Genomic DNA, 19,690 nt, shown 5'->3' with positions numbered 1-19,690 from the left:
TCTGTAATCGCTAAGTGGTGCTTCAAGGAGTGCGACGCGACTAGTTTGAGCCGAGTACAGAATGATGTTCACATGGTTGTGGAATAGATATTCCTTATGACTCATTTTGCGACTAGGGCCACTACTCGGCAACCTTAAAGGCGGGCAAACCGGCGACGATCTTATTGGTGTCTATCGATACAGTGACAATCCGCTTGATCAAGTCAATGATGTAGCGAGGATCCCCAATTTCCCTTGAATAATTGTTCGGATCGTTGGTGATCTGTGAATCCCTAGGCGTGGTGACTTGGTAGCGTTCCAAGATCCATTCCAAGGCTGATTTCCCGTTGACCTGGTACTCAAAGACTTCCTCGGGGATGCCGGCCAAGGTGACGTTGTTGTTGTAGATGATCTTGGTGCGGTCCTTACGGCTCCCGAACGAGAGCTTCGTAACTCTGTAGAACTCGTACTCATCACTGGTCGTTCCCGAGGTGATTTCCTCTAGCGGGTAAGGCTCGACCGTTTCGTAGCTTAGGTGCAGGTCAGATAGTTTACGACCAGCCGTGCTGAAACCCCAGAAATCCTTGGCTTTAGGGATACGCGGCAACATCTTTGCCAGATCTGCTCTGTACTGCTCTTTGTAGTCTGAATTGTGAAGCAACCCATAGATGTAGAAGAAAATGTCTATTTTTGCAATCGTAAGGTCTTCATAGAAACCTCGGTAAGAAGACAACGTTGCGTCCGTAATGTTGTCTTTGCGGCGATACCCATCGAAAACATCAGGATCGACCTCATCAAACAAGCCACTTTGTGGCATCGCCACGACCGGTTCATAGCTGAAGAGGCTGAACGTTTGAGCATCGCCCACGAGGTGAAGGTCTGGAAGATCTCGAACTACCAATGAACTTGGATTCTTGCTCTTCTCAACCGAGGTGACAATGGCGATGTTCTCGTGGTTTGGCGTTGGAAATAGTTTCGGCAGCTGGCTCTGATCGTTGTTAAGTTCCTTAGCGAAATAGACCCATTGCTTCGAGAAGGGCCGGTACTGCCCTATTCGGCTCCGGCTCAAATCAATTTCCATGCTTCGCAGTCGGCGGAGCTCGGTGCGTAGTGACCTGTCCCAACTGATTCTGGTCGGATCTTTGTCAATGAATGCCAAAGCGGCAGCATCATCAAAATTTGTTTCTAGGGCCTTGAATCTGCTCAGTTCATGATTGTAGAAATCAATCATCCTACGCAAATTTGATTCAACGGCTTGCTTACTGAAGTTGTAGCACCAAGCGTCCCGGTTTGTTTTGAGGCCGGATGAATAATTTTCAAAGATGCCCGGGGTGTTAACTTTGCCCTTGGTGGTCTTGTCGCCGATGGGCTGGTAAGTCTCGTATTTTTCGTCTCGGTGGTTGATCCAGTCCCCATGTTCGTTAGGGGTGATGGTTTCCCAATCGGTGCTCTCCAGGGACTGCTCGAAGCTGAGGATGTCGAGTTTTTGCTCCCGGGTGAGATAGTCGCCGATGTCGCGGTATTGGATATCTGCGGGACCACTGTGTGTGGTGTTCTTGATCAAGATGGCCATGGCCACCTGGGTGCGCGAACCTTCTTGGAAGACGTTGCCCGATTCCTTGCGTCGTTGTTCGCCCGAGGTTCGCGCGTTGCCCCGTAGGTTGTAAATGAAGATGCGGCTGAATTCGTGGGCGAAGGTTTTGCGGATACCGTCTGCGGTGTTGCCGTCAATGAAAGAACCATTGGACACAAAGGCAATTACCCCGTCGCCCTGGATACGGTTGGACGCCCACCGGATTCCGCGGATGTAGGAGTCATACAAACTGTTCTTGTTCGTGCCCGTGGACAGCCTCACGTATGTTTCGGCGACGGACGCATCGAGTACCGGGTATTTTTGGTTTTGGTTGTCATCGTTCGCGCTGGATTGCCCGGCAGAGTAAGGGGGGTTCATGACAATGACCTTGATGGGAGCGTTCTTTTGCCGCTTTACCCGTTCATGGTTTTCGGGGAAGAATTCACTGGATTGGATCTGCCCGTCGGTCTCGTTCAACTGGAACGTGTCAGTGAGCGCGATTCCTTCAAAGGGGACATATCCCTGGTCAATACCGTGTTTGGCTGCTTCCTCAGCGTAAACAGTTTCGATGTTGATCGCCGCGATGTAGTAGCTCAGCAAGACGATTTCGTTGGCAAAGAGCTCTTGAGTGTATTTGCGGTGCAAGTCTTCGGGTTTGATCAGCCCGGACTGTAGGAGCCGGGTGACGAAGGTGCCCGTGCCGACGAATGGCTCCAAAATGGAGACACCCTCGTCGGAGAGGGACTTGCCGAATTCCAGCCGCAGCGCGGCGTCGGCCGAACGCAAGATGTAGTCAACCACAGGGACAGGGGTGAAGACGATGCCGAGGCGATCCGCCACTCGAGGGAAGGCGTTGCGGAAGAAGTTGTCGTAGAGCTCGAGGATGATCTTTTGCTTGGCTTCGGCATTGTCGATGGACTTCACCCGAGCGCGGACTGAGGCGTAGAACTTTTCCAGTCCGGTTCGTTCATTTTCAAATGCGGAGTGCTCATCCAGTTGGGCCAGGATGTTTTGCATTGCCACTGATACAGGGTTGTGCTCGGTGAAGTTTGAGTCTTGGAACATCGCGTCAAACACGGGTTTGGTGACCAGATGCTGGGCGAGCATCTCAATGCCCTGCTCTTCGTCGATGGCCGGGTTCAGGCTCTCTTGGAGGCCTTCAACGAAGTCATTGAACGCTTTGCGGTGGGCGGGGTTGGCGCCGGCAAGGAGTTCGTTGATGAGGACGATGTGCTTGTTCGCAATGTCTGCGATGTCTTTAGACCAGTCGGCCCAGTACATGCGGTTGCCGCATTTGTCGACGATCTTTGCATAGACCGAGTCTTTCCATTCCTCGACAGGGAATTGGAGGGACGGTTGCTCGTATTCGGAGCCTGAATCATCGGTAGTGGTGTCTCCGGAACCGGTGGAATCTTCATTTCCTGCGCTTCCTCCGACGTTGGTCTTTGCCTTCTTCTTGGGGACCAAGTCCACGGTTTCCACGAGGATCGACTCGGGGGCTTTGTGGTTGAGTTCAATCTGGTTAATCGAGGCATCCATGCGCTCATCGTGGGCGCGCAATGCTTGCAGAACCTGCCAGACCACCTTGTAGCGGTTGTTGTCCTGAAGTGCCTGGGAAGTCGACATCCCCTCGGGGATGGCGATGGGCAAGATGATGTAGCCGAACTGCTTGCCCTCAGAAATGCGCATCACTCGTCCCACGGCCTGGATCACATCGACCATGGAATTACGCGGGTTCAGAAACAGCACTGCATCCAGGGAAGGAACATCGACGCCTTCGGTGAGGCAGCGGGCGTTGGTGAGAATTCGGCACACCGGGTTAGTGGTGTCGATGTCTTCCTTGAGCCAGTCCAGGCGTTCTGCCCGGGTGATTGCATTGAACCCACCATCAACGTGCTTGACCTGTACCTGAAGGTCATCGGTCGGATCATCGTTGCTCAGGTTTGATAGGTGGACCTGCACCAATTCCGGGAATTCGGTTTCGACCAGCTTGGACGACTTAATATCCCGGTTGAATGCCACGGCCCGGCGCATAGGCGCCAGATCGGTGCCGAAGGAGACTTCATGCATGCCCGAACGGCGCTTAGCCAAACCGTTCCAGCACCCAATCAGCTTCGCCACGTCATCGATCTGCAACTCCATGTTGGAGTCGGCAAGCTGCCCTTGGAAGCTAGAAACCACCTGGGATTCATCAACCCCCAACACCATAACCTTGTAATCGGTCAGAAGTTTCTTGGTCACTGCCTCACCGAACCCGATCCGATAAAACACCGGCCCATAGAGTGCCTCGTCGTCCATGGAGCACAGGATCGCATCGCGTTCCTGCGCCTTGTCCTTCGTCGCGTCATTGAACAGTCGTGGGGTAGCCGTCATATACAGGCGCTTGCTCGCAGCGATCACTGCGTTATCGTGCACTTTCACGAAGTTGGATTCATCGCTCCCTGCCAGGGTCGCCCCGGTGGTACGGTGCGCCTCGTCACAGATCACCAAGTCAAAGTCCGCCAGCCCGGCCTTTTGAGCAATTGATACTGCTTCGATGGATTGGTAGGTGGAGAACACCACCGTCATCCCCTCGTCCAGCTCGCGCTGTCCCATCGCCGTAACGAGAGTCCGGCCGTCAGTGGTGGCTGGAATCTGCAGGTCATGGAGAGCGACGTCGGTCAGATCAGAATTCTTTTGCCGACCTACCTTGGTATCCGAGCACACCGCATAGGCGTGCATGGCAAGCGAAGTTTCATCGGACCATTCCTTCAATGACTGAGACATCAAGGCAAGAGAGGGCACAAGGAACAAGATGCGTGCATGGCCTTCACGTTCTGCCACGCGTTCGGCGATCTTCAAAGCGGTAAAGGTCTTACCCGTGCCGCAGGCCATGATCAGTTTCCCGCGGTCATGCTCTTCGAAACCAGCAAGGGCCTTCTCCACAGCCTCATGCTGGTGCGTGCGAAGTTGCTTCTTGTCGAACAACCGTGGAGCGGTGGCGGGGTCAGTGAGTTCGTAGGTGGACCAGTCAATGTTGGAGTTGCGAAAATCTGACAGACCGATCCGCTGCACCGGCAGGTGCTGCCCCTCGAGCATTTCATCAGCATTTGCAGACCATTCACGTCCGGTCGTGTCAATGATCAGCCGGTGTGTGAACGGTGGCTTACCCGAGGCGGAAATAAACGAATCAATATCCGTCTTCTGGATGCGGTGACCCTCAACATAGAACTTGCACTGGATAGCGGTGAAACCACCATCTTGGCGTTCGGCGACCAGGTCAATCCCGTTGTCCTTACGTCCGTCGCGGTCCGGCCAATCCTTCCAAAGCCACACGTTGCGGTACTGGAGAGCGTGAACTCCGTCGGCCGCTAAGAAGTTCGCGGCAAGCTGCTCAAAATAGTTGCCTTTCATCCGTTCCGAATCGGCAAGATCACGGTAAGAATCAAGCAGCACATCAAACATCGTCGACAACGAAAACCCCCAGTAGAAGAACACAAGCGAAGCTACGAGAAAACTACCTATGATCTTATGCTGTCTAGGACCGGCGGTTCAGCCGCACCATAAGTAATACCCAATATCCAGTACAGGGCTCACCAACGTCATCACTGAAGATCTGCCGGCTCAGCCGTAACCGGCTTCTTAGCCAATCTGCATGTCGATATAACCAGCTAAACCGCCAACAACCTCAGCGCGCTAATTCTTCTTCGGCTCCTGAACTGGTTGAATCCGGGCAATGAGGGCGTCTTGGGTTTGTTGCAGTGTGGTTATGGTGGCGCGGGATTCGGCGAGCTGGCTTTTGAGCTCGGCGATCTCTTCGGCTTGTTTCCGTTCGGCGACGGCGAGCTTTTCGCGGTCCTCGGCAGCGGTTGCTGCGTTGTTGCGGGCAGCCGTGTTACTTTCCTCGACTTGGGTTTTTAGTTCTTTGACAGTTTCCTGGTGCATGCGGGCGGCAGTATCGAGGTCGGTGGCGAGTTCGTTGATTTCCCGGTCTTTGTGGGCCTTCTCGTCCCGCCAGGCTTTTTCGATGATGGCGTGCTCTGCCGTAGCGGCGCGGACAGCTTCCTCCCAGACGGTTCCAGCAAGGCGCAGGGATTGCTCGGTGATGGTGGCCGGGGTGGCGGCGATCTTGGAACCGGCGCTGTCCCGTTCGGTGCGCCATTCCTTCAAATAACGGGTGGCGTCGGCGTTGGACACGCCGGCGGCTTCGCGCACGGTGGCGACCGTGGGGTTCTTCTCTGCACTGATGCGCTCGGCGGCGGCGTAAACGCGATCCTTGACTGATTGTTCGGCCACGGTGGCTCTCCTCGAGTAGTAATCGTAGTAGTAATACTACTACGATTACCATCGCTCCGCCGCATGAATTTGGAGGCTCCCCCTCCGTTCTCCGCGCCAGCATTGGGCACCCGTCGCGGCGGCATCCGCGGCCTGTTTAGCGGGTACCCATGGCCATAGTGGGCGTGCCGTCTGCGGTCGCGAGCTGGTGGAAGCCGCGGCGGGCGTAGATGGTTTTGTGGCTGTTGCTGCGCGCTTCCGTGTACAGCGACGCGCCGGCCGGAACGACTTGGCCTATGGCTGCCCTCGCGAAGGTCAGGCCTTCATGGGTTTGCGGGTACATCGCGAGGTAGGAGACTTTGTAGGCCTCCCGCCGGGGCAGTTCCCTCCGCCATTGTCGGATGGCGTCCGCGTTCTGGGCGGAGCGTTGGGGGTGCAGTTCCCAGAGTGCTGGGACGACGGCAGGGAACAGCAGTAGAAGGACAATGACAAGAACTCCCCCGCCAGCCTTCATGATCGCCAGCAGGATCTGCAGTCCTTCTCTGTCTGCCGTGGAGATCCAAACTGTCAGTGCAATGGTCGCGACGGCACAGAGTCCGGTGGGTGCGAGCCATCGCCATCTAACTGGCGGTTTCTTGTGTTCGATGGCGATGATCGCTTTCTTCTCCCAATGCCACAGCCGGCCGCCATAGGTCAGCAAAGCCAGTGAGTAGAGGTGCATCAGGTATAGGCCCCGGGCCCGCCGGCGGACATTGGTTTGGGTGGATTCGGCGGCGAAGGCTTGGGCAGCAGTCCAGGCCAGGGCTGGGGTGTCTCGTAGGTGGGCCTTGTCGATTCTCACGGTTTGTCCCGGTGTTCTGGGATTTGTTCGGCTCGGGTTCGTTGCCCAGGACGCAGGCTTCCAGGGCTGGCACCGTCCCAGGGGTGGGCATTGTTATGTTTGCGCTGGAGCCGCCTCACTTCCTTTAGAGTGGCCGTTTCGATCAGCTCGGAGATCGAGGCGTAGCCTTCGAGATGGCCGGCGGCCAGGAATGCTGCCCTGACCTGGTCCGCGTCCATGGTCGTGAAGTAGGGGGCAAATGATGAAGGCTTCTTTTTACTCATGGTCTTTCTCTTCCCAGGGGACCGGGCCGCCCGTGTAGCTGCCGATTTCTGTGCGATCTCTGGCTCTGAGGACCTCTGCCATGGTCATAGTATTGGCTCGCTCCGACACGATGTGCTCCTGGCACTGTTCAAGGATGATCTTCCTGCGGGCGATGAGATCGGCGAGTTGCTCCATGCCGGCTCGTTCGTCCTTGTGGCCGTCGGCCAGTCCTGCTGCATAGCCGGTCATCCAGATACGCCAAGCCACTGGGTCGCGGGTAATGAAAATGGCCATCTCTTCCTCGTCCATCCCTCTCCCCTACTCTTCCCCGCTGGCGATGCCAGCTGTGTTGGCGGCGTGCATGGCTGCGGCTTCGGCGATGTAGTCCAGGCGGAGACCTGACCAATGGAAATGGTCATCCACCACGACAACCGGGGCCTGGGAGTAGCCGAGGTCTTCGGTGACGTACTCCATGGCGTTCGGTGTTGCTGTCAGGTCAACCTCATGGAAAGGGACCCCTAGTGCGGTGAACTTCTCAGCTGTCTTGCGGCATCCGAAGCATCCGGGCTTTGAATAGAGAGTAATGGTCAGCATGGTCAGTACCTGGTTTCGTATGGTCAAAAGTTTCGTTCGTCTGTGCTGCTGTATATGTTTAATTATACTCTTCATTCATATGAATAAATAGGTCTTTTATCCCTACATTTCAAGGAATTTAAACAGCAAAAAATAGACGGGTTTGAGTGTTGATTCTGGCGTGCACGGCGCTCGGTGTGTCATTTTCAGAAGCTGACGGCACTAAATGTCAGAAGTCCTCTTCACTACGCCCCTGGTGGGCGGTCTTGTTGCCATAGGCCTTTGCAACAACGTCGTCTGAGACGGCGGAAGCCTCTGTCCTGCCCGTAGCGATTTTGTTACTGCCCGGCCTGTTCCCCGCTGGTGGCGTCATCGGGCAGGAAGAGCGCCGCCTCTGTTCCTTGGCCTATGAGGACTTTGCTTTCAAGGAGGTGGATGGCAGTCGCGGTTGCTTCGAGAGTACGAAGTTGCACATCGAGTGGATAGCCTTCGTGCGGCTGCCAGCTCCGCGGCCCTAATCGCTGAGGATAACCCGCTTCCTTCCAGAAGCGCTTGTTCAGGCGGCCAGCGGTGGTGCGGCACTCGGACAGAGTTGCTCCGAGCTCGTCAATGATTGTCCGTATCAGGCGAAACCAGATCCCGGCGTGAACCTGTCGCCGGGGCAGGTCGACCGATCCCGTTGTCATGGCCTGCCCGGTCCGGCTGTCCATTGCGAGGGCCGTAACGGAGACTGGCCGCGGGGTAGGCGGCTTGCGCTCCCAGTCGGAGAAATAGCTGGCAGCTTTTGCGCGCGGTTCAAGGAGGCACCCGTGGGCAGGGCAGCTTAGCGTCAACGAAAGCAACCACAACAATTGGTACGGGTACGGTGGCATTGAGGTCGCAATACATAGCGGGCACGCCCGGAGTGCTTCTCGTGAGGGAAGCCATGCCAGCCACGCGGAGATCTCCCGCGGGCGCCGCCTTCCTGCCGGCAGCAGCACGGAAAACTGTCGTGTATAGGTCGTAAACGCCTCAGCGTCCGGTTCCGTCTGATCAATAAGCCAGGGTGCCCAGCCGCTGAGGCTCATCCTTTGAATCCGGTGTACGTCAACACCTGTTCGTTGTGCCAGCTCGCGAGCGAATCCAGTTGGCGGAAATGTATCCAGGTCCTTCGGGTCGCCCGGCGCAAATCCTAAGTCCGACACGAGATCGTCAAGGTTGACATCGTAGCGAACGGCGATTCGTCGCAGCCATGACGAGAGTGCCTCGCCGGGGATCGGTGCAGGATGCACTGGCCAGCGGCGCGAATCGGTCACAGCAGTTGCTTTTCGAACAGCTTGCGCCGTTCGCTGGGCCCGATGTAATCGGCCATGGTCAGCGTCTTGCGGTTGATCTGCTCTTCCCCGCTTTCAACTGCTGCAACCGCAGCTGCAGTCAGAAGACGGGCGAGCTCTCCGATAGTGCCCTCACTACGCGCAAGCAGGTACCGGGCCATGTCCTCGTCATCGATGCATGATGGTGAGCGGAGAGGGAACGAGGCAGCGAAGCTGGCCAGCAGCGACCGGGTTTCATCGCCCACCTCCCAGAGCGGCAAAACGAACGGTTCGAACCTGTTCTCCAGCTGGTCATCTGACCTCACGGCAAGGTATGCCTCACGTGTGCCGACCCCGACAAGGCCCGGTACTCCTAAAGGTGTCGTCAGGGGCAATCTAAGGGTTAGGGCGTATGTATTGGTAGATGGTTTGGCGACTGACTCCGAATTCTCGGGCAAGGTCGGCCTTCGCTTCGCCAGCAGCAGCGCGCCGAATGAGTGCGGCCGCCTGCTCGGCATTGAGCATTTTTCCTCTGCCTTTGTAGACGCCAGCCTTTTTGGCCAAGGTGATGCCCTCGCGTTGTCGTTCTCGGATGAGTGCTCGTTCGAACTCGGCGAACGCCCCCATCACGGAGAGCAGGAAAGTAGACATCGCGGTGTCGTCTCCGGTGAAGGCCAGATTTTCCTTCACGAACCGAACCTGAACCTTCTTCTCGGTTAGCCGGCGGACGATCGCACGGAGGTCATCGAGGTTCCGGGCCAGACGATCCATCGAATGCACCAGAACAGTGTCGCCATCACGGGCAAAATCAATCAACGCCTCCAGTTGGGGACGGTTCTGGTCTTTCCCGGACGCATGGTCAGTGAATACCCGGTCGAGAGGTTCGCCGTCTAGTTGTCGGATCGTATTTTGATCTAGGGTGCTGACCCGGATGTAACCGAATGATTGACCAGTCATTGTTCCCCTCGAAATAGCGTCAAGGCAACTCTAAGAGCCTGATGCATAAGTGTCAAGATAGGATATTTCGGACCTCAAGTTGACACGTGTTCATTGGGATCGTGTTACTGCGGATTTACGCCTGGTTGGGGTGTACCCCAAGCAGACGCCGGTGCCCAAACGAGCAGTGCTATTCCGTTACTACTCAGATCCCAAATTACCGAGCTTTTCAGCGTAGCCCGTTCCACCGTCTACCGTGCCATCAAACGCGCAGGCGACACCACACAATTCCTTAGCGTGAATTTCCGTACCGATCTTCCTCGGACCCCGGCTCGCCCAGGTTGGCGCGAAACTCACGCCTCCTCCTTCGCCGCCGGAATTGAAATGAGCCTGGCAAAAAAGGAGCGCTGAACCGGCACCCCTCCCCCACCCAGCATCCATCGCTTGAAAGACTTAGGTCATGAGCCATACAAAGAAGCTCCACAGGCGTGGAGCAACCGGGTGGGACACCTGATCTCGCGGCCCTAGAAGAGGAACTGGACCTTGTACATGTACCCGCTGCCATTGGCGATACAAGGGTGGACAAGGCGAACATACCCGTGCAAGTTCGGACGGGCCTTGATCAGTGCGGCGTCGCACTGGGCTTTTGACCCATACCAGTAGAAGTAATAGTTGCCGGCCGCCTCTGCCGGGGTCGCAAGCGCCACTGCGCCACCCCCAAGAAGCGCGGCCGCAACTGCAGTGGAAAGGATTCGTTTCTTCAACGTATTCATCATTTCAACAGACTAGGGACAGAGCCGTGTGGACTCAATGGGTAGTTCTGCCGATTTGTGGCCGTCCCCAGCGGCCTCACCAAGCCGGCCCTTTTCACCCCAAGGATCCCCTGGCGCGACCGCCTAGCTCTCGTTCAAGGCAGTTGGAACGAGTAAGACCAACAGGAAGTTTTTACTGTCAATCCTGTCTTTGACAGTAAAGCAAGTAAAGCGTGCTATGCTGTCTTTGACAGTAAAGAACACATTGACAGTATTTATTTACTGTCAACCCACCTTTTGACAGTAAAGACAGTAGGGTTGAACTATGACGAAATCAGCACCCTTTGATCGGGTAGGCATGGAACGAGTTTGCGGCTTCGTGAATGGCAAGGGTGGCGTACTTAAGACGACCTTGACTGCCAACGTTGGCGGACTTCTGGCTGCGTCCGGGTGGCGCGTCCTACTGATAGATATGGATCCCCAGGGGAATCTGGGTCTTGACCTTGGGTACAGGCATGGGCCCAATGACGACGATGGCAAGAACTTGGCGCAGAGTCTCATGTTTGAATCCCCTCTCGTGCCCCTCAAAGGCGTTAGAGAGAACCTTGATGTGGTTCCTGGGGGAGAGCAGTTGGACCAGGCGGCCGCTGGGCTAGTTGCAATGGGCAGCAAGAACGGTGACCAGGCAAAGCTTGCTCTAGCCAAGGCCATTTCAAAGCTGGCAACTGACTACGACGCGATCTTCATTGACTGCCCTCCTGGCAATGAACCCCTGCAGGTTGCAGCCCTTGGTGCGGCAGCATTCGTCATTGTTCCCACAAAAACCGACAAGGGAGGACGGGAAGGTCTGCTTGGAGTAGCCAAGCGTTTGGATACCGTCCTCGATGTGAACCCCGACCTCGATCTCCTTGGCGTTGTCGTTACTGCCACCACGTCCTCAGCGACAAATGTCCAGCGCGTTGCCAGGGAAGCAATCGCAGAGGCCTTTGGTACCCATGACGTTCTCTTCAATGGAACGGTCCGCTATGCGGAGGCCACAGCCCAGGCGGCACGTGAGAAGGGGGTGCTGGTCCACGAGCTTGAACAGCAGGTCAAAGACGGCCCCAAATGGTATGAAGTGCTCAACGGCAAAGCCGAAGGTGTTGCCAACCAGCCTCGCTCAGCTGGCAATGTCGCAGAAGATCTGCACCAGATCACACAAGAATTGGTATCCAGGCTGTTGAAGGCCGAGGAAAGGAACGCATCATGACCGACTCAGTACGTGAGCCGATTGGCCTACCCCCTCGGCGCCCAACCGCTGTCCAGAGCCTCGTGAAGGCCAACAGAAATGCTTCTCCTGCCTCACCGGCTCAAGCGGCTTCTGCTCCACCAAAGCTTGAGAGGCCCACTGAGTTGGACAAGCCATCGCCCCCAGCTCAGGGCATCGCAACCAAGAGGGAACCTGAAGGCAAACCTCAACAGGTCACTTTCTACATGGATCCAGCAGACCTTGCTCGGGCTAAGGCTGCTTACAAAGCAACAGGGGGATTGGAAGGCGACCGCACCTGGTCAAACTTCATTGCAAACGCGGTCCTTTCCGAAGCCAACAAACGCCAGAAGAAATACAACGAAAACCAGCCCTTCAAGACCGACAACGAGAAGCTGCCTCCAGGAAGAAAGGTTTGATTACTGGCTTTACAGGCAAAGACAGTAAAGACTGTAAAGACTGTAAAGCCAGTAACTACTCACGATCAACCTGATATTCAATGTCGGGGGTCGGGCCTACACTAGAGCTATAAGATTTTTGTTCTAGTAGTTGGTGTGTCATGGCTCATGTTTCGAATGTTGTTGCTGTAGGGTTGCCCGCTACGGTTGCGGCGGTGCACCCGTTGCTGGTTGGCGAATCGGTGGCATGTGGGTGGCCTTCGCCATCACAGGATTACTTCGATGGCCGGATTAACCTCAACGAGCACTTGATCAAGGACGTCACCAGCACCTTCGTGGTGAGGGTCAGTGGTGATTCCATGGAGGGCGCCGGGATCAGTGACGGTGACGAGCTGATCGTCAACCGGGCCCTCACGCCTCGGGACGGGTCAATCGTGATTGCCATCCTGGACGGTGAGCTGACCGTCAAGCGCCTGCAGCTCAAAGCCGGGGGAGTGGTCCTGCATGCGGAGAACCCCAGGTACCCGGACATCAAAGTGCCGGACGCAGCGTCCTTGGAGATTTGGGCAACCGCCGAGACGTGCTTGCACGACCTCCGGCCATAGGTCAGGTGCTTTGATGCGTATCCGCACCGCTGACCCCTCTAGCCCGGCCCTGATGCCTGGCAGTGACTACATTGCCCACGTCGATGTGAACTCCTTCTACGCCAGCGCAGAACGGGCATTCAATCCCTCCCTGGAAGGTATCCCCGTGGTGGTGCTGTCCAACAACGACGGCTGCGTGGTTACCCGCACCGCCGAGGCGAAAGCACTGGGGATCCCGATGGGGGAGCCATGGTTCAAACTCGCACCCCGCGCCAAATCCTGGGGACTTGTGGCACTCTCCAGCAACTACGAGCTCTACGGCGACATCAGCGCCAGGGTCATGGAACTGCTGGGCCGCTACAGCGCCTGGGTCGAGGTGTACTCGATAGATGAGGCTTTCCTGGGCGTGAACGGCACGCCTGTGCAGATGCGCCAGCTTGGCCGCACCATCAAAGATGCTGTCCGCCGGCACGTCGGCGTGCCGGTATGCGTCGGTATCGCCCGGACGAAAGGCCTGGCAAAGCTGGCCAATAAATTGGCCAAGCACAATCAGGACTTCGCCGGAGTATGCCACTGGGAATCCATCCCCGAGGACGTGCGGGATGGTTTGATGTCCAGGTTGTCCGTGGTGGAGTTGTGGGGCGTGGCCACCCGCTTGACCAAGCGGCTGAACGCCATGGGGATCCGCACCATTCTGGACTTGAAGAACGCCAACCCGGTCATGATCCGTGATCGCTTCTCCGTGGTGCTGATGCGCACCGTGTTGGAGCTGCAGGGAACGCCCTGCATCCCCATGGAAGAGGAACGAGTGGGACGGGACCAACTCATCTTCTCCCGCTCCTTCTCCACCCCTGTCACCACGGCCGCGGCCATGGGCCAGGTCATGAGCGTCTACGCCCAACAAGCCAGTGCCCGCCTAGCCAAGCACGGCCTCCAAGCCAAGGTACTCACTGCTTTTGCTGGCACGTCGCACTACAACCAGGACAATATTTCGTACCCGTCGGTGTGTGTCCCGTTGCCGATGCCCACCGCGGATCCCGTACTGCTTCACAAGGCCGCCAACAGTTTGTGTGAACGGATCTATGAGGGCGTGAAATATGTCCGGGCCGGGATCATGGTCACCGACCTGCGCCCCACCGGCAACCAATCACCGCTGGAGCTCTTCGAGAACCCGCACGAGGAACGCGGCATCGGAACGTTGATGGAATCCGTGTCCAAGAAGTACGGGCGGGGGAGTATCGGCCTGGGAAGTGCCGGCGTCCGGGGCGGGCCGGACTGGTCCATGAAACGCGACATGCTCTCACCGCGCTACACGACCCACTGGGACGAGCTCCTACTCGTCAAAGCCTCATGAAAGAAGTAACCATTCCATGATCATCATCGCCACCCTTGAAACCATCGACGGCAGCACCTTCACCACCACTGAAGTAGAGGCAAAGGACTACGCCTCCGGCTTCGCCCAGCTGCGCAAAGATGTGCCTGATGGGCAGCGCATCATCAATGTACGAGTGCAGCGCTAGTCTTTTTTTGTTGCCCCATTCTCTGGAATCTGTCTCTCATTTGAGGACACCTATCGGGCCTGGTAAAGGCTGTAATCTGATCAACTATGGACAATAAAGAAATCGCTGGGCGACTGCGGGACTCGATCCTGCTTTACATCACTAAGACATTCGAGCGGTCCGACTGGATTGAAATGGGCCTAGAAGTCGGCATGGTCGATGAGATCAGCAAGCACGACCGTCTGCTCCGTTCCCTGGACTGGGGTGATGAAGACTACTCGGAGCATGCCGTGAAATTCGGCACGAAGGCCCTCGACAAGATGGGCCTCACAGCGTCTAAGTCCTCCGGGAAACCAGCCGTAATCGACCCCGAAGTACTCGCCAGAATCGAGAAAGTCTTCCGAACCAGCTCTTGGTTGGAGCGCGTTGAACCAGAACTCTTCAATGCGCTTTACAGGGCCCAAGGAGCTGTAGATGCAACCTCGGGCCTGGAGAAAGTTGCTCAACGTTTAAACATCAAGGAAGTTGATGCCCACTCGCGCAGAATACGTGAGGGATTGATCAATGACCCACAGCAGGCTATAGGCCAAGCCAAGGACCTGCTTGAAACTGTTTGCAAGGAAATCCTTGGCCTCCACGGCAACGACAAAGCCGCACGCGGTAAGGACCTGCCTGAACTCATCAAAGAGGTCAAGACCAAACTCAAGCTTGAAGTTTCGGACAAGCCAGGTGACGAGCAAAGGGTTCGAATATTTGGTGCTCTCACCCAGATCACCGTTGCAGTCGCCGAACTAAGGAATTTGGGACTTGGGACAGGACATGGGTCAGTCCGTGGACCACAAGCAGACGCCATTCTTGCTGAACTAGTCGTTACGTCAGTTTCCGGAGTCTGCCATTTTCTACTGGCTACATTCGAAGACGAGGTCCCAAAGCCTCTCTTGACGACATTCGCCTAGAAACTTCCACCCCCCGAGGTGTAGCGTCCGCGGGGGTTGGGAGTATGGGGGCCGAAGCCCAACTCAGACCGACTCAGCTGGCGTCACCAACCCCGGGCCGTCGCCCTTGAGCGGGCCTACCCGGTGGAACTGCAATGCCTCGGCGACAGGTGTAGCGGCCGCAACTGCGGCGTCTACCAGTGTTTGGTCGCCGTCCTGGTCAGCGTCCAACCATTCGTCCCAGAAACTGGGTGGCAGGGTCACGGGTGTGCGGTCATGGAGCTGGCTCACTTCTCCGACCGCTGCGCGTGTCAGGATCGTGGCCGTCAGTGTCCAGTAGTCCTCATGGTCCTCTGGCAGGGACTTATCCGGCCACCAGGTGTACAAGCCGGCGAACGCCAGGATCTCATCCCCAGGGGAATGGATCGCATAGGGAGTCTTGGTCTTGCCCTCGGTTTCCCACTCGTAATAGAAGTCGGCCGGCAGGATCGCCCGCTTGCTCTTGACCGACCCCCGGAACGTGGCCTTCTCGGCCGCCGTCTCGGAGCGTGCATTGAAGGTGGCGAACTTCGTTTTCAGTTCCTTGGAATAGGACGGGGGTGAGGGACCACCTGCCGGCCTCAAGCCGGCGCACAGGCTCATCCTCACCCTTGGCAGATTCCAACACCACAGGGACCCGGTTCGTGGGCTTGATGTTCCACGCTGGCTCCGGCAGGTTGTCGCCCGCGGCCATCACGTCGAACATGCTCACCAGGTCAGCTGTCGTGTCGGGGTCATGTAAGTATTCGTTGGGGTATGAGTAGTAATGGAACAGGATTGCGCGTTTAGCCCTCGGCTACGTGACTGTCGGTAGTCTGTAGGTTGTGCCAGTTGAATTCTTGAGTGATGCGCAGGCTGCCGCGTTCGGGCGGTTCGTGGGAGAACCTTCGCAGAACGATCTGGAGCGGTTCTTCCATCTCGACGACACCGATCAGGAGTTGATCCGCAGGCGCAGGGGTGAGCACAGTCGGCTTGGGTTTGCCGTACAGGTCGGGACGGCACGATTTTTGGGGGCGCTTCTTGCTGACCCGCTCGATGTGCCATGGTCCGTGGTCGATTACGTTGCGGCGCAGCTCGGAGTCGCGGATCCCTCGGTGGTCAAGCGATACACCGAGCGCGTTGAGACAGCCAACGCGCATGCGCGCGAGATCCGTGCCGTTTACGGGTACCGGGATCTTGATGCTCCGCTAACTGAAGCATTGACGGCGTTCGTCTTTTCGCGGTCCTGGACGCATGGCGAGGGGCTCACCATGTTGTTCGGACACGCGGTTGCCTGGTTGCGCCGGGAGAAGGTCCTTTTGCCGGGCGTGAGCGTCCTGGCACGGCTCGTGGCTGCGACCCGTGAACAGGCGACAGTACGTTTGCACGCACAGATTGCTGTTGCGGCGGAGAGTGCCGATCCGCGGTTGCCGGCGGTGTTGTGGAGCTTGCTGACGATTGGTCAGTGCGATCGGGCAAGCCGCCTGGAATTGTTGCGTACTGGGCCAACGCGGGTTTCGGGCCCGGCGTTGGAAAGGGCTTTGCAGCGGGCGGCTGTGGTGCGTTCGTTCGGGGCCGGTGCGGTGGATCTATCGATGGTGCCTCCGGCACGGGTGCGTTCTTTGGCCCGGTACGGTTTGGGGTCGAAGGCCCAGACGCTGGGTCGGCTTGCCGAGCCACGCCGCACGGCAACGTTGGTGGCCACGGTCGCGGCCTTGGAAGCGTCCACAGTCGATGATGCACGGGACCTATTTGATCTCCTGATGGCAACAAAGGTGCTGGGTCCCTCTCGTCGTGCCGCGGCCGCGGAGCGATTGGCGAAGATGCCCGAGCTCGAGAAAGCCTCCAGCGTCTTGGCCCGGGTCGGAGCCGAGCTGCTGCGCGTGCTTGAAGGTGCGGGTGAGAGTCTTGATGTCAGTGCCGCTTGGGCTGCCCTGGAGAAGATCACTACCCGGGACCGGATTGTCGATGCAGTGGCGAAAGTGGGCGAACTCGTCCCGGACGGAACGAGTGCTGAGGGTGCGATGCGCGAGCAAATGTCCCGACGCTTCCGCACGGTTGCCCCATTCCTGAGGCTGCTTGGAACCACGATTCCCTGGGGCGCTACACCGGCCGGGGAACGGGTCGTGGAGGCACTGGTTGGGGTTGATGCTCTGCATGGGCGGCGCAAAGTACGCCGAGATGAAATCGACGAGGCACTGGTGCCGCCGTCCTGGCACACGGCCGTGTTCGGAGCGAGCAACGAGGCCGAAGTTGACCGCGATGCGTGGGTGGTGTGCGTGTTGGAACAGCTACGTGCGAGCCTGCGCCGCCGTGACGTGTTCGCAACAACGTCAACCCGATGGGGTGATCCGCGCGCACAACTGCTCGCGGGCCCGGCGTGGGACGCGGCACGCGAACCGGTCTTGCGGTCGTTGAGTCTGGATGCCCCGGTGGGCGAGCACTTGCAGGCGAAGCTCGAGGTGTTAGACGCCGCCTGGAGAGGTTTGGCGGAATCAATCGGGCAGGCTGGTCCGGAGGCCAGCGTCCGTCTGGTCGATGACGGTGAGGGGAAAGCCAAACTGTCGGTGTCACCGCTCGATGCCCTGGATATCCCGGAATCGCTCACCCGGTTGCGGGTACAAATCGCGGATATGCTGCCGAGGGTGGATCTTCCCGAGATCCTGCTTGAAGTGCATTCGTGGACCGGTTTCCTTGACGCCTACACTCACATTTCCGGGTCTGTTCCCAGAATGGATGAGCTGCCGGTGTCGGTGGCTGCCGCGCTCATCGCCCAGGCCTGCAATGTGGGGTTGACCCCTGTCGTGGCCGACGGGCATCCCGCGTTGACTCGGGACCGGCTGGGGCATGTGGATGCAAACTACATCCGCGCCGAGACCCACACCGCCGCGAACGAGTTCCTCATCGAGGCCCAGTCGAATGTTCCGGTAGCCCGTTCTTGGGGCGGCGGGCTGCTGGCCTCTGTGGACGGGCTGCGGTTTGTTGTCCCGGTGCGCACGATCAACGCGGCCCCGAACCCGAAGTACTTTGGCCACGGGCGGGGTCTGACATGGTTCAACGCCGTCAACGACCAGGTCGCCGGCATCGGTGCCGTGGTGGTCCCGGGGACGGCCCGGGACTCGTTGTACGTGCTGGACACGATGCTCAATCTCGACGGCGGACCCAAACCCGAGATCGTCGCCTCGGACACCGCTTCCTACTCGGACATGGTCTTTGGGATCTTCACGCTGCTCGGCTACAGATTCTCGCCACGCATCGCGGACCTGAGCGACCAGCGCCTGTGGCGCGCAACTTTCCCTGGCGAGGTGGCCGCCGACTATGGGGTACTCAATGACGTCGCACGGCACAGGATCAACCTGGGAAAGATCACGACGCACTGGGAGGATATGACTCGTGTGGCCGCTTCTTTGGTGACCGGATCGGTGCGCGCTTACGATCTGCTGCGCATGCTCACCCGTGAGAATGGTTCCCCGGCTCCGCTCGGGGCAGCGCTCATTGAGTACGGACGCATCGCCAAGACCCTGCATTTGTTGTCCCTGATCGACCCGAGCGATGAGAGCTACCGGCGGGCCATCAACTCCCAGCTCACCGTGCAGGAGTCACGTCATCGTCTGGCCCGGGCGATTTTCCACGGCAGGCGCGGGCAAATCTACCAGCGTTACCGCGAGGGCCAGGAAGACCAGCTCGGCGCGCTGGGGCTGGTAGTTAACGCCGTCGTGCTCTGGAACACCAAATACACCGATGCCGCCATCACGGAACTGCGTGAAAATGGGCAAGAAATCCCGGAAGAGGACATCACGAGGTTATCCCCGCTGGCTGACGCTCACATCAACATGTTGGGCCGCTACGCATTCACCGCACCCGCGCCTCAAGGACTGCGACCATTTCGAGGCGCGGCCGCGTCCGGAACCTGACCCCCTTGCGGTACGATCCGAAACGTCAATCCGGACAGACCCCTAACGGGACGACGACTCTGATTCGGTAGTCAAAAGTAGTGCTCTGCCTGGCTCCTCTTGCGGGCACGATACACAGACGAAGTCGATGACGTGTGGCTAAGAGTCGCAGCCCTCCGTGTCGGCTTTTCTCGGTTTAGGTGTTCGCCGCGGCTCCAAGTGGGTCAGTTGGTTCTCGCCCCTGGGGTTAGCGAAATGCTCGGCTGATCGCGCTGCCAGTCTGGAACAGGGTGATCCACGCGAGGAATTTCTGGATGGGTCGTAACGGCAATGCGACGAGACTCCGCCAACCATGGCGTCGAGACCATGACTTAGTGATCTGGACCTGAGTACCACCGGTTGTGTTCATCAAGGTGAACTCGGTCAGAACCGAACTGCTTCGGTCAACGTCGGGATGCGCGAAGCTCCACGCAATCCTTTCCGGTCGGAGCGCTGCGACGAGTTCAATGCTGCGGCGGCGAAACTGGGGCTTTATCTTCACCGGCTTCCCATCTGGGTGACTTGTGGGTGCGAGACCTTGCCAGACCGCACCTACCCTCGTTTCCTGTCCGCTGTGTTCGACGGAACCGATGCTAGGTTCCCACTCGGGGACGCGTGTCGGGTCTGCGAGGAAC

17 protein-coding genes and 3 pseudogenes are annotated in these 19,690 nt (G+C 57.9%); 7 read left to right on the top strand and 13 right to left on the bottom strand.

Annotated features, from left to right (window positions below):
• Positions 1–121: 121 nt before the first annotated feature.
• The 11 genes and pseudogenes from CXQ93_RS18335 to CXQ93_RS18290 form a co-directional block, all read right to left on the bottom strand.
• On the bottom strand, positions 122–4,996 hold the full coding sequence (locus CXQ93_RS18335; protein WP_104111860.1) for a type ISP restriction/modification enzyme: 4,875 nt from the start codon (positions 4,994–4,996) through the stop codon (positions 122–124).
• A 231-nt stretch (positions 4,997–5,227) separates the two neighbouring features.
• Positions 5,228–5,827 (bottom strand): DNA-binding protein, encoded by a 600-nt coding sequence (locus tag CXQ93_RS18330; protein WP_104111859.1) that lies wholly within the window; start codon positions 5,825–5,827, stop codon positions 5,228–5,230.
• A 136-nt stretch (positions 5,828–5,963) separates the two neighbouring features.
• The gene (locus tag CXQ93_RS18325; protein WP_104111858.1) at positions 5,964–6,647 is read right to left on the bottom strand and encodes a hypothetical protein; all 684 of its coding nucleotides are present in this window, start codon (positions 6,645–6,647) and stop codon (positions 5,964–5,966) included.
• Positions 6,644–6,910: a hypothetical protein gene (locus tag CXQ93_RS18320; protein WP_104111857.1), complete on the bottom strand. Its 267-nt coding sequence runs from the start codon at positions 6,908–6,910 to the stop codon at positions 6,644–6,646. The genes CXQ93_RS18325 and CXQ93_RS18320 overlap by 4 nt, the downstream gene beginning before the upstream one ends.
• Positions 6,903–7,199, bottom strand: a complete 297-nt coding sequence (locus CXQ93_RS18315; protein WP_104111856.1) for a hypothetical protein — start codon at positions 7,197–7,199, stop codon at positions 6,903–6,905. Before CXQ93_RS18315 ends, CXQ93_RS18320 begins: the two co-directional genes overlap by 8 nt.
• Before the next feature lie 9 nt (positions 7,200–7,208).
• The gene (locus CXQ93_RS18310; protein ID WP_374953426.1) at positions 7,209–7,484 is read right to left on the bottom strand and encodes a glutaredoxin family protein; all 276 of its coding nucleotides are present in this window, start codon (positions 7,482–7,484) and stop codon (positions 7,209–7,211) included.
• A 317-nt stretch (positions 7,485–7,801) separates the two neighbouring features.
• Positions 7,802–8,173, bottom strand: coding sequence for a hypothetical protein (locus tag CXQ93_RS21180; protein ID WP_258069104.1), 372 nt, complete (start codon positions 8,171–8,173; stop codon positions 7,802–7,804).
• A gap of 99 nt (positions 8,174–8,272) precedes the next feature.
• Positions 8,273–8,734: pseudogene (locus CXQ93_RS21375) on the bottom strand (TniQ family protein); the annotation flags it as partial.
• 20 nt (positions 8,735–8,754) lie between these two features.
• A pseudogene (locus CXQ93_RS18300) lies at positions 8,755–9,117 on the bottom strand (TniB family NTP-binding protein); the annotation flags it as partial.
• A 34-nt stretch (positions 9,118–9,151) separates the two neighbouring features.
• Entirely contained in the window at positions 9,152–9,712 is a 561-nt protein-coding gene (locus CXQ93_RS18295; protein WP_104111854.1) for a recombinase family protein, read from the bottom strand.
• A 503-nt stretch (positions 9,713–10,215) separates the two neighbouring features.
• A complete protein-coding gene (locus CXQ93_RS18290) occupies positions 10,216–10,467 on the bottom strand; it encodes a hypothetical protein (protein WP_104111853.1) in 252 nt (83 codons plus the stop codon).
• Between the two features lie 301 nt (positions 10,468–10,768).
• Here CXQ93_RS18290 and CXQ93_RS18285 point away from each other — a divergent pair, with 301 nt between their 5' ends.
• The 6 genes from CXQ93_RS18285 (at position 10,769) to CXQ93_RS18265 (ending at position 15,126) form a co-directional block, all read left to right on the top strand.
• Complete coding sequence (locus CXQ93_RS18285) at positions 10,769–11,692, top strand: ParA family protein (protein ID WP_181036214.1); 924 nt, start codon at positions 10,769–10,771, stop codon at positions 11,690–11,692.
• Positions 11,689–12,108 (top strand): hypothetical protein, encoded by a 420-nt coding sequence (locus CXQ93_RS18280; RefSeq protein WP_104111852.1) that lies wholly within the window; start codon positions 11,689–11,691, stop codon positions 12,106–12,108. Before CXQ93_RS18285 ends, CXQ93_RS18280 begins: the two co-directional genes overlap by 4 nt.
• 140 nt (positions 12,109–12,248) lie before the next feature.
• Complete coding sequence (locus CXQ93_RS18275; protein WP_104111851.1) at positions 12,249–12,692, top strand: LexA family transcriptional regulator; 444 nt, start codon at positions 12,249–12,251, stop codon at positions 12,690–12,692.
• Positions 12,693–12,705: 13 nt separating this feature from the next.
• The gene (locus CXQ93_RS18270) at positions 12,706–14,025 is read left to right on the top strand and encodes a Y-family DNA polymerase (protein WP_258069103.1); all 1,320 of its coding nucleotides are present in this window, start codon (positions 12,706–12,708) and stop codon (positions 14,023–14,025) included.
• A 16-nt stretch (positions 14,026–14,041) separates the two neighbouring features.
• Positions 14,042–14,191 (top strand): hypothetical protein, encoded by a 150-nt coding sequence (locus CXQ93_RS20730; RefSeq protein WP_181036213.1) that lies wholly within the window; start codon positions 14,042–14,044, stop codon positions 14,189–14,191.
• Between the two features lie 86 nt (positions 14,192–14,277).
• On the top strand, positions 14,278–15,126 hold the full coding sequence (locus CXQ93_RS18265) for an abortive infection family protein (protein ID WP_104111850.1): 849 nt from the start codon (positions 14,278–14,280) through the stop codon (positions 15,124–15,126).
• Between the two features lie 63 nt (positions 15,127–15,189).
• Here the strand turns inward: CXQ93_RS18265 and CXQ93_RS18260 are convergent, their stop codons facing one another.
• Entirely contained in the window at positions 15,190–15,747 is a 558-nt protein-coding gene (locus tag CXQ93_RS18260; RefSeq protein WP_104111849.1) for an SOS response-associated peptidase, read from the bottom strand.
• A 221-nt stretch (positions 15,748–15,968) separates the two neighbouring features.
• Between CXQ93_RS18260 and CXQ93_RS18255 the strand changes: the two genes are divergently transcribed.
• Positions 15,969–19,037 (top strand): Tn3 family transposase, encoded by a 3,069-nt coding sequence (locus tag CXQ93_RS18255; protein WP_104111848.1) that lies wholly within the window; start codon positions 15,969–15,971, stop codon positions 19,035–19,037.
• A 226-nt stretch (positions 19,038–19,263) separates the two neighbouring features.
• Here CXQ93_RS18255 and CXQ93_RS20900 read toward each other — a convergent pair.
• A pseudogene (locus tag CXQ93_RS20900) lies at positions 19,264–19,690 on the bottom strand (Clp protease); the annotation flags it as partial.

Origin of the sequence: Arthrobacter sp. N199823 (assembly GCF_002929705.1) — a bacterium.
Classification (GTDB): domain Bacteria; phylum Actinomycetota; class Actinomycetes; order Actinomycetales; family Micrococcaceae; genus Specibacter.
The sequence above is the reverse complement of the archived record's forward strand: the minus strand, read 5'-3'. Positions and strand labels throughout refer to the sequence as shown.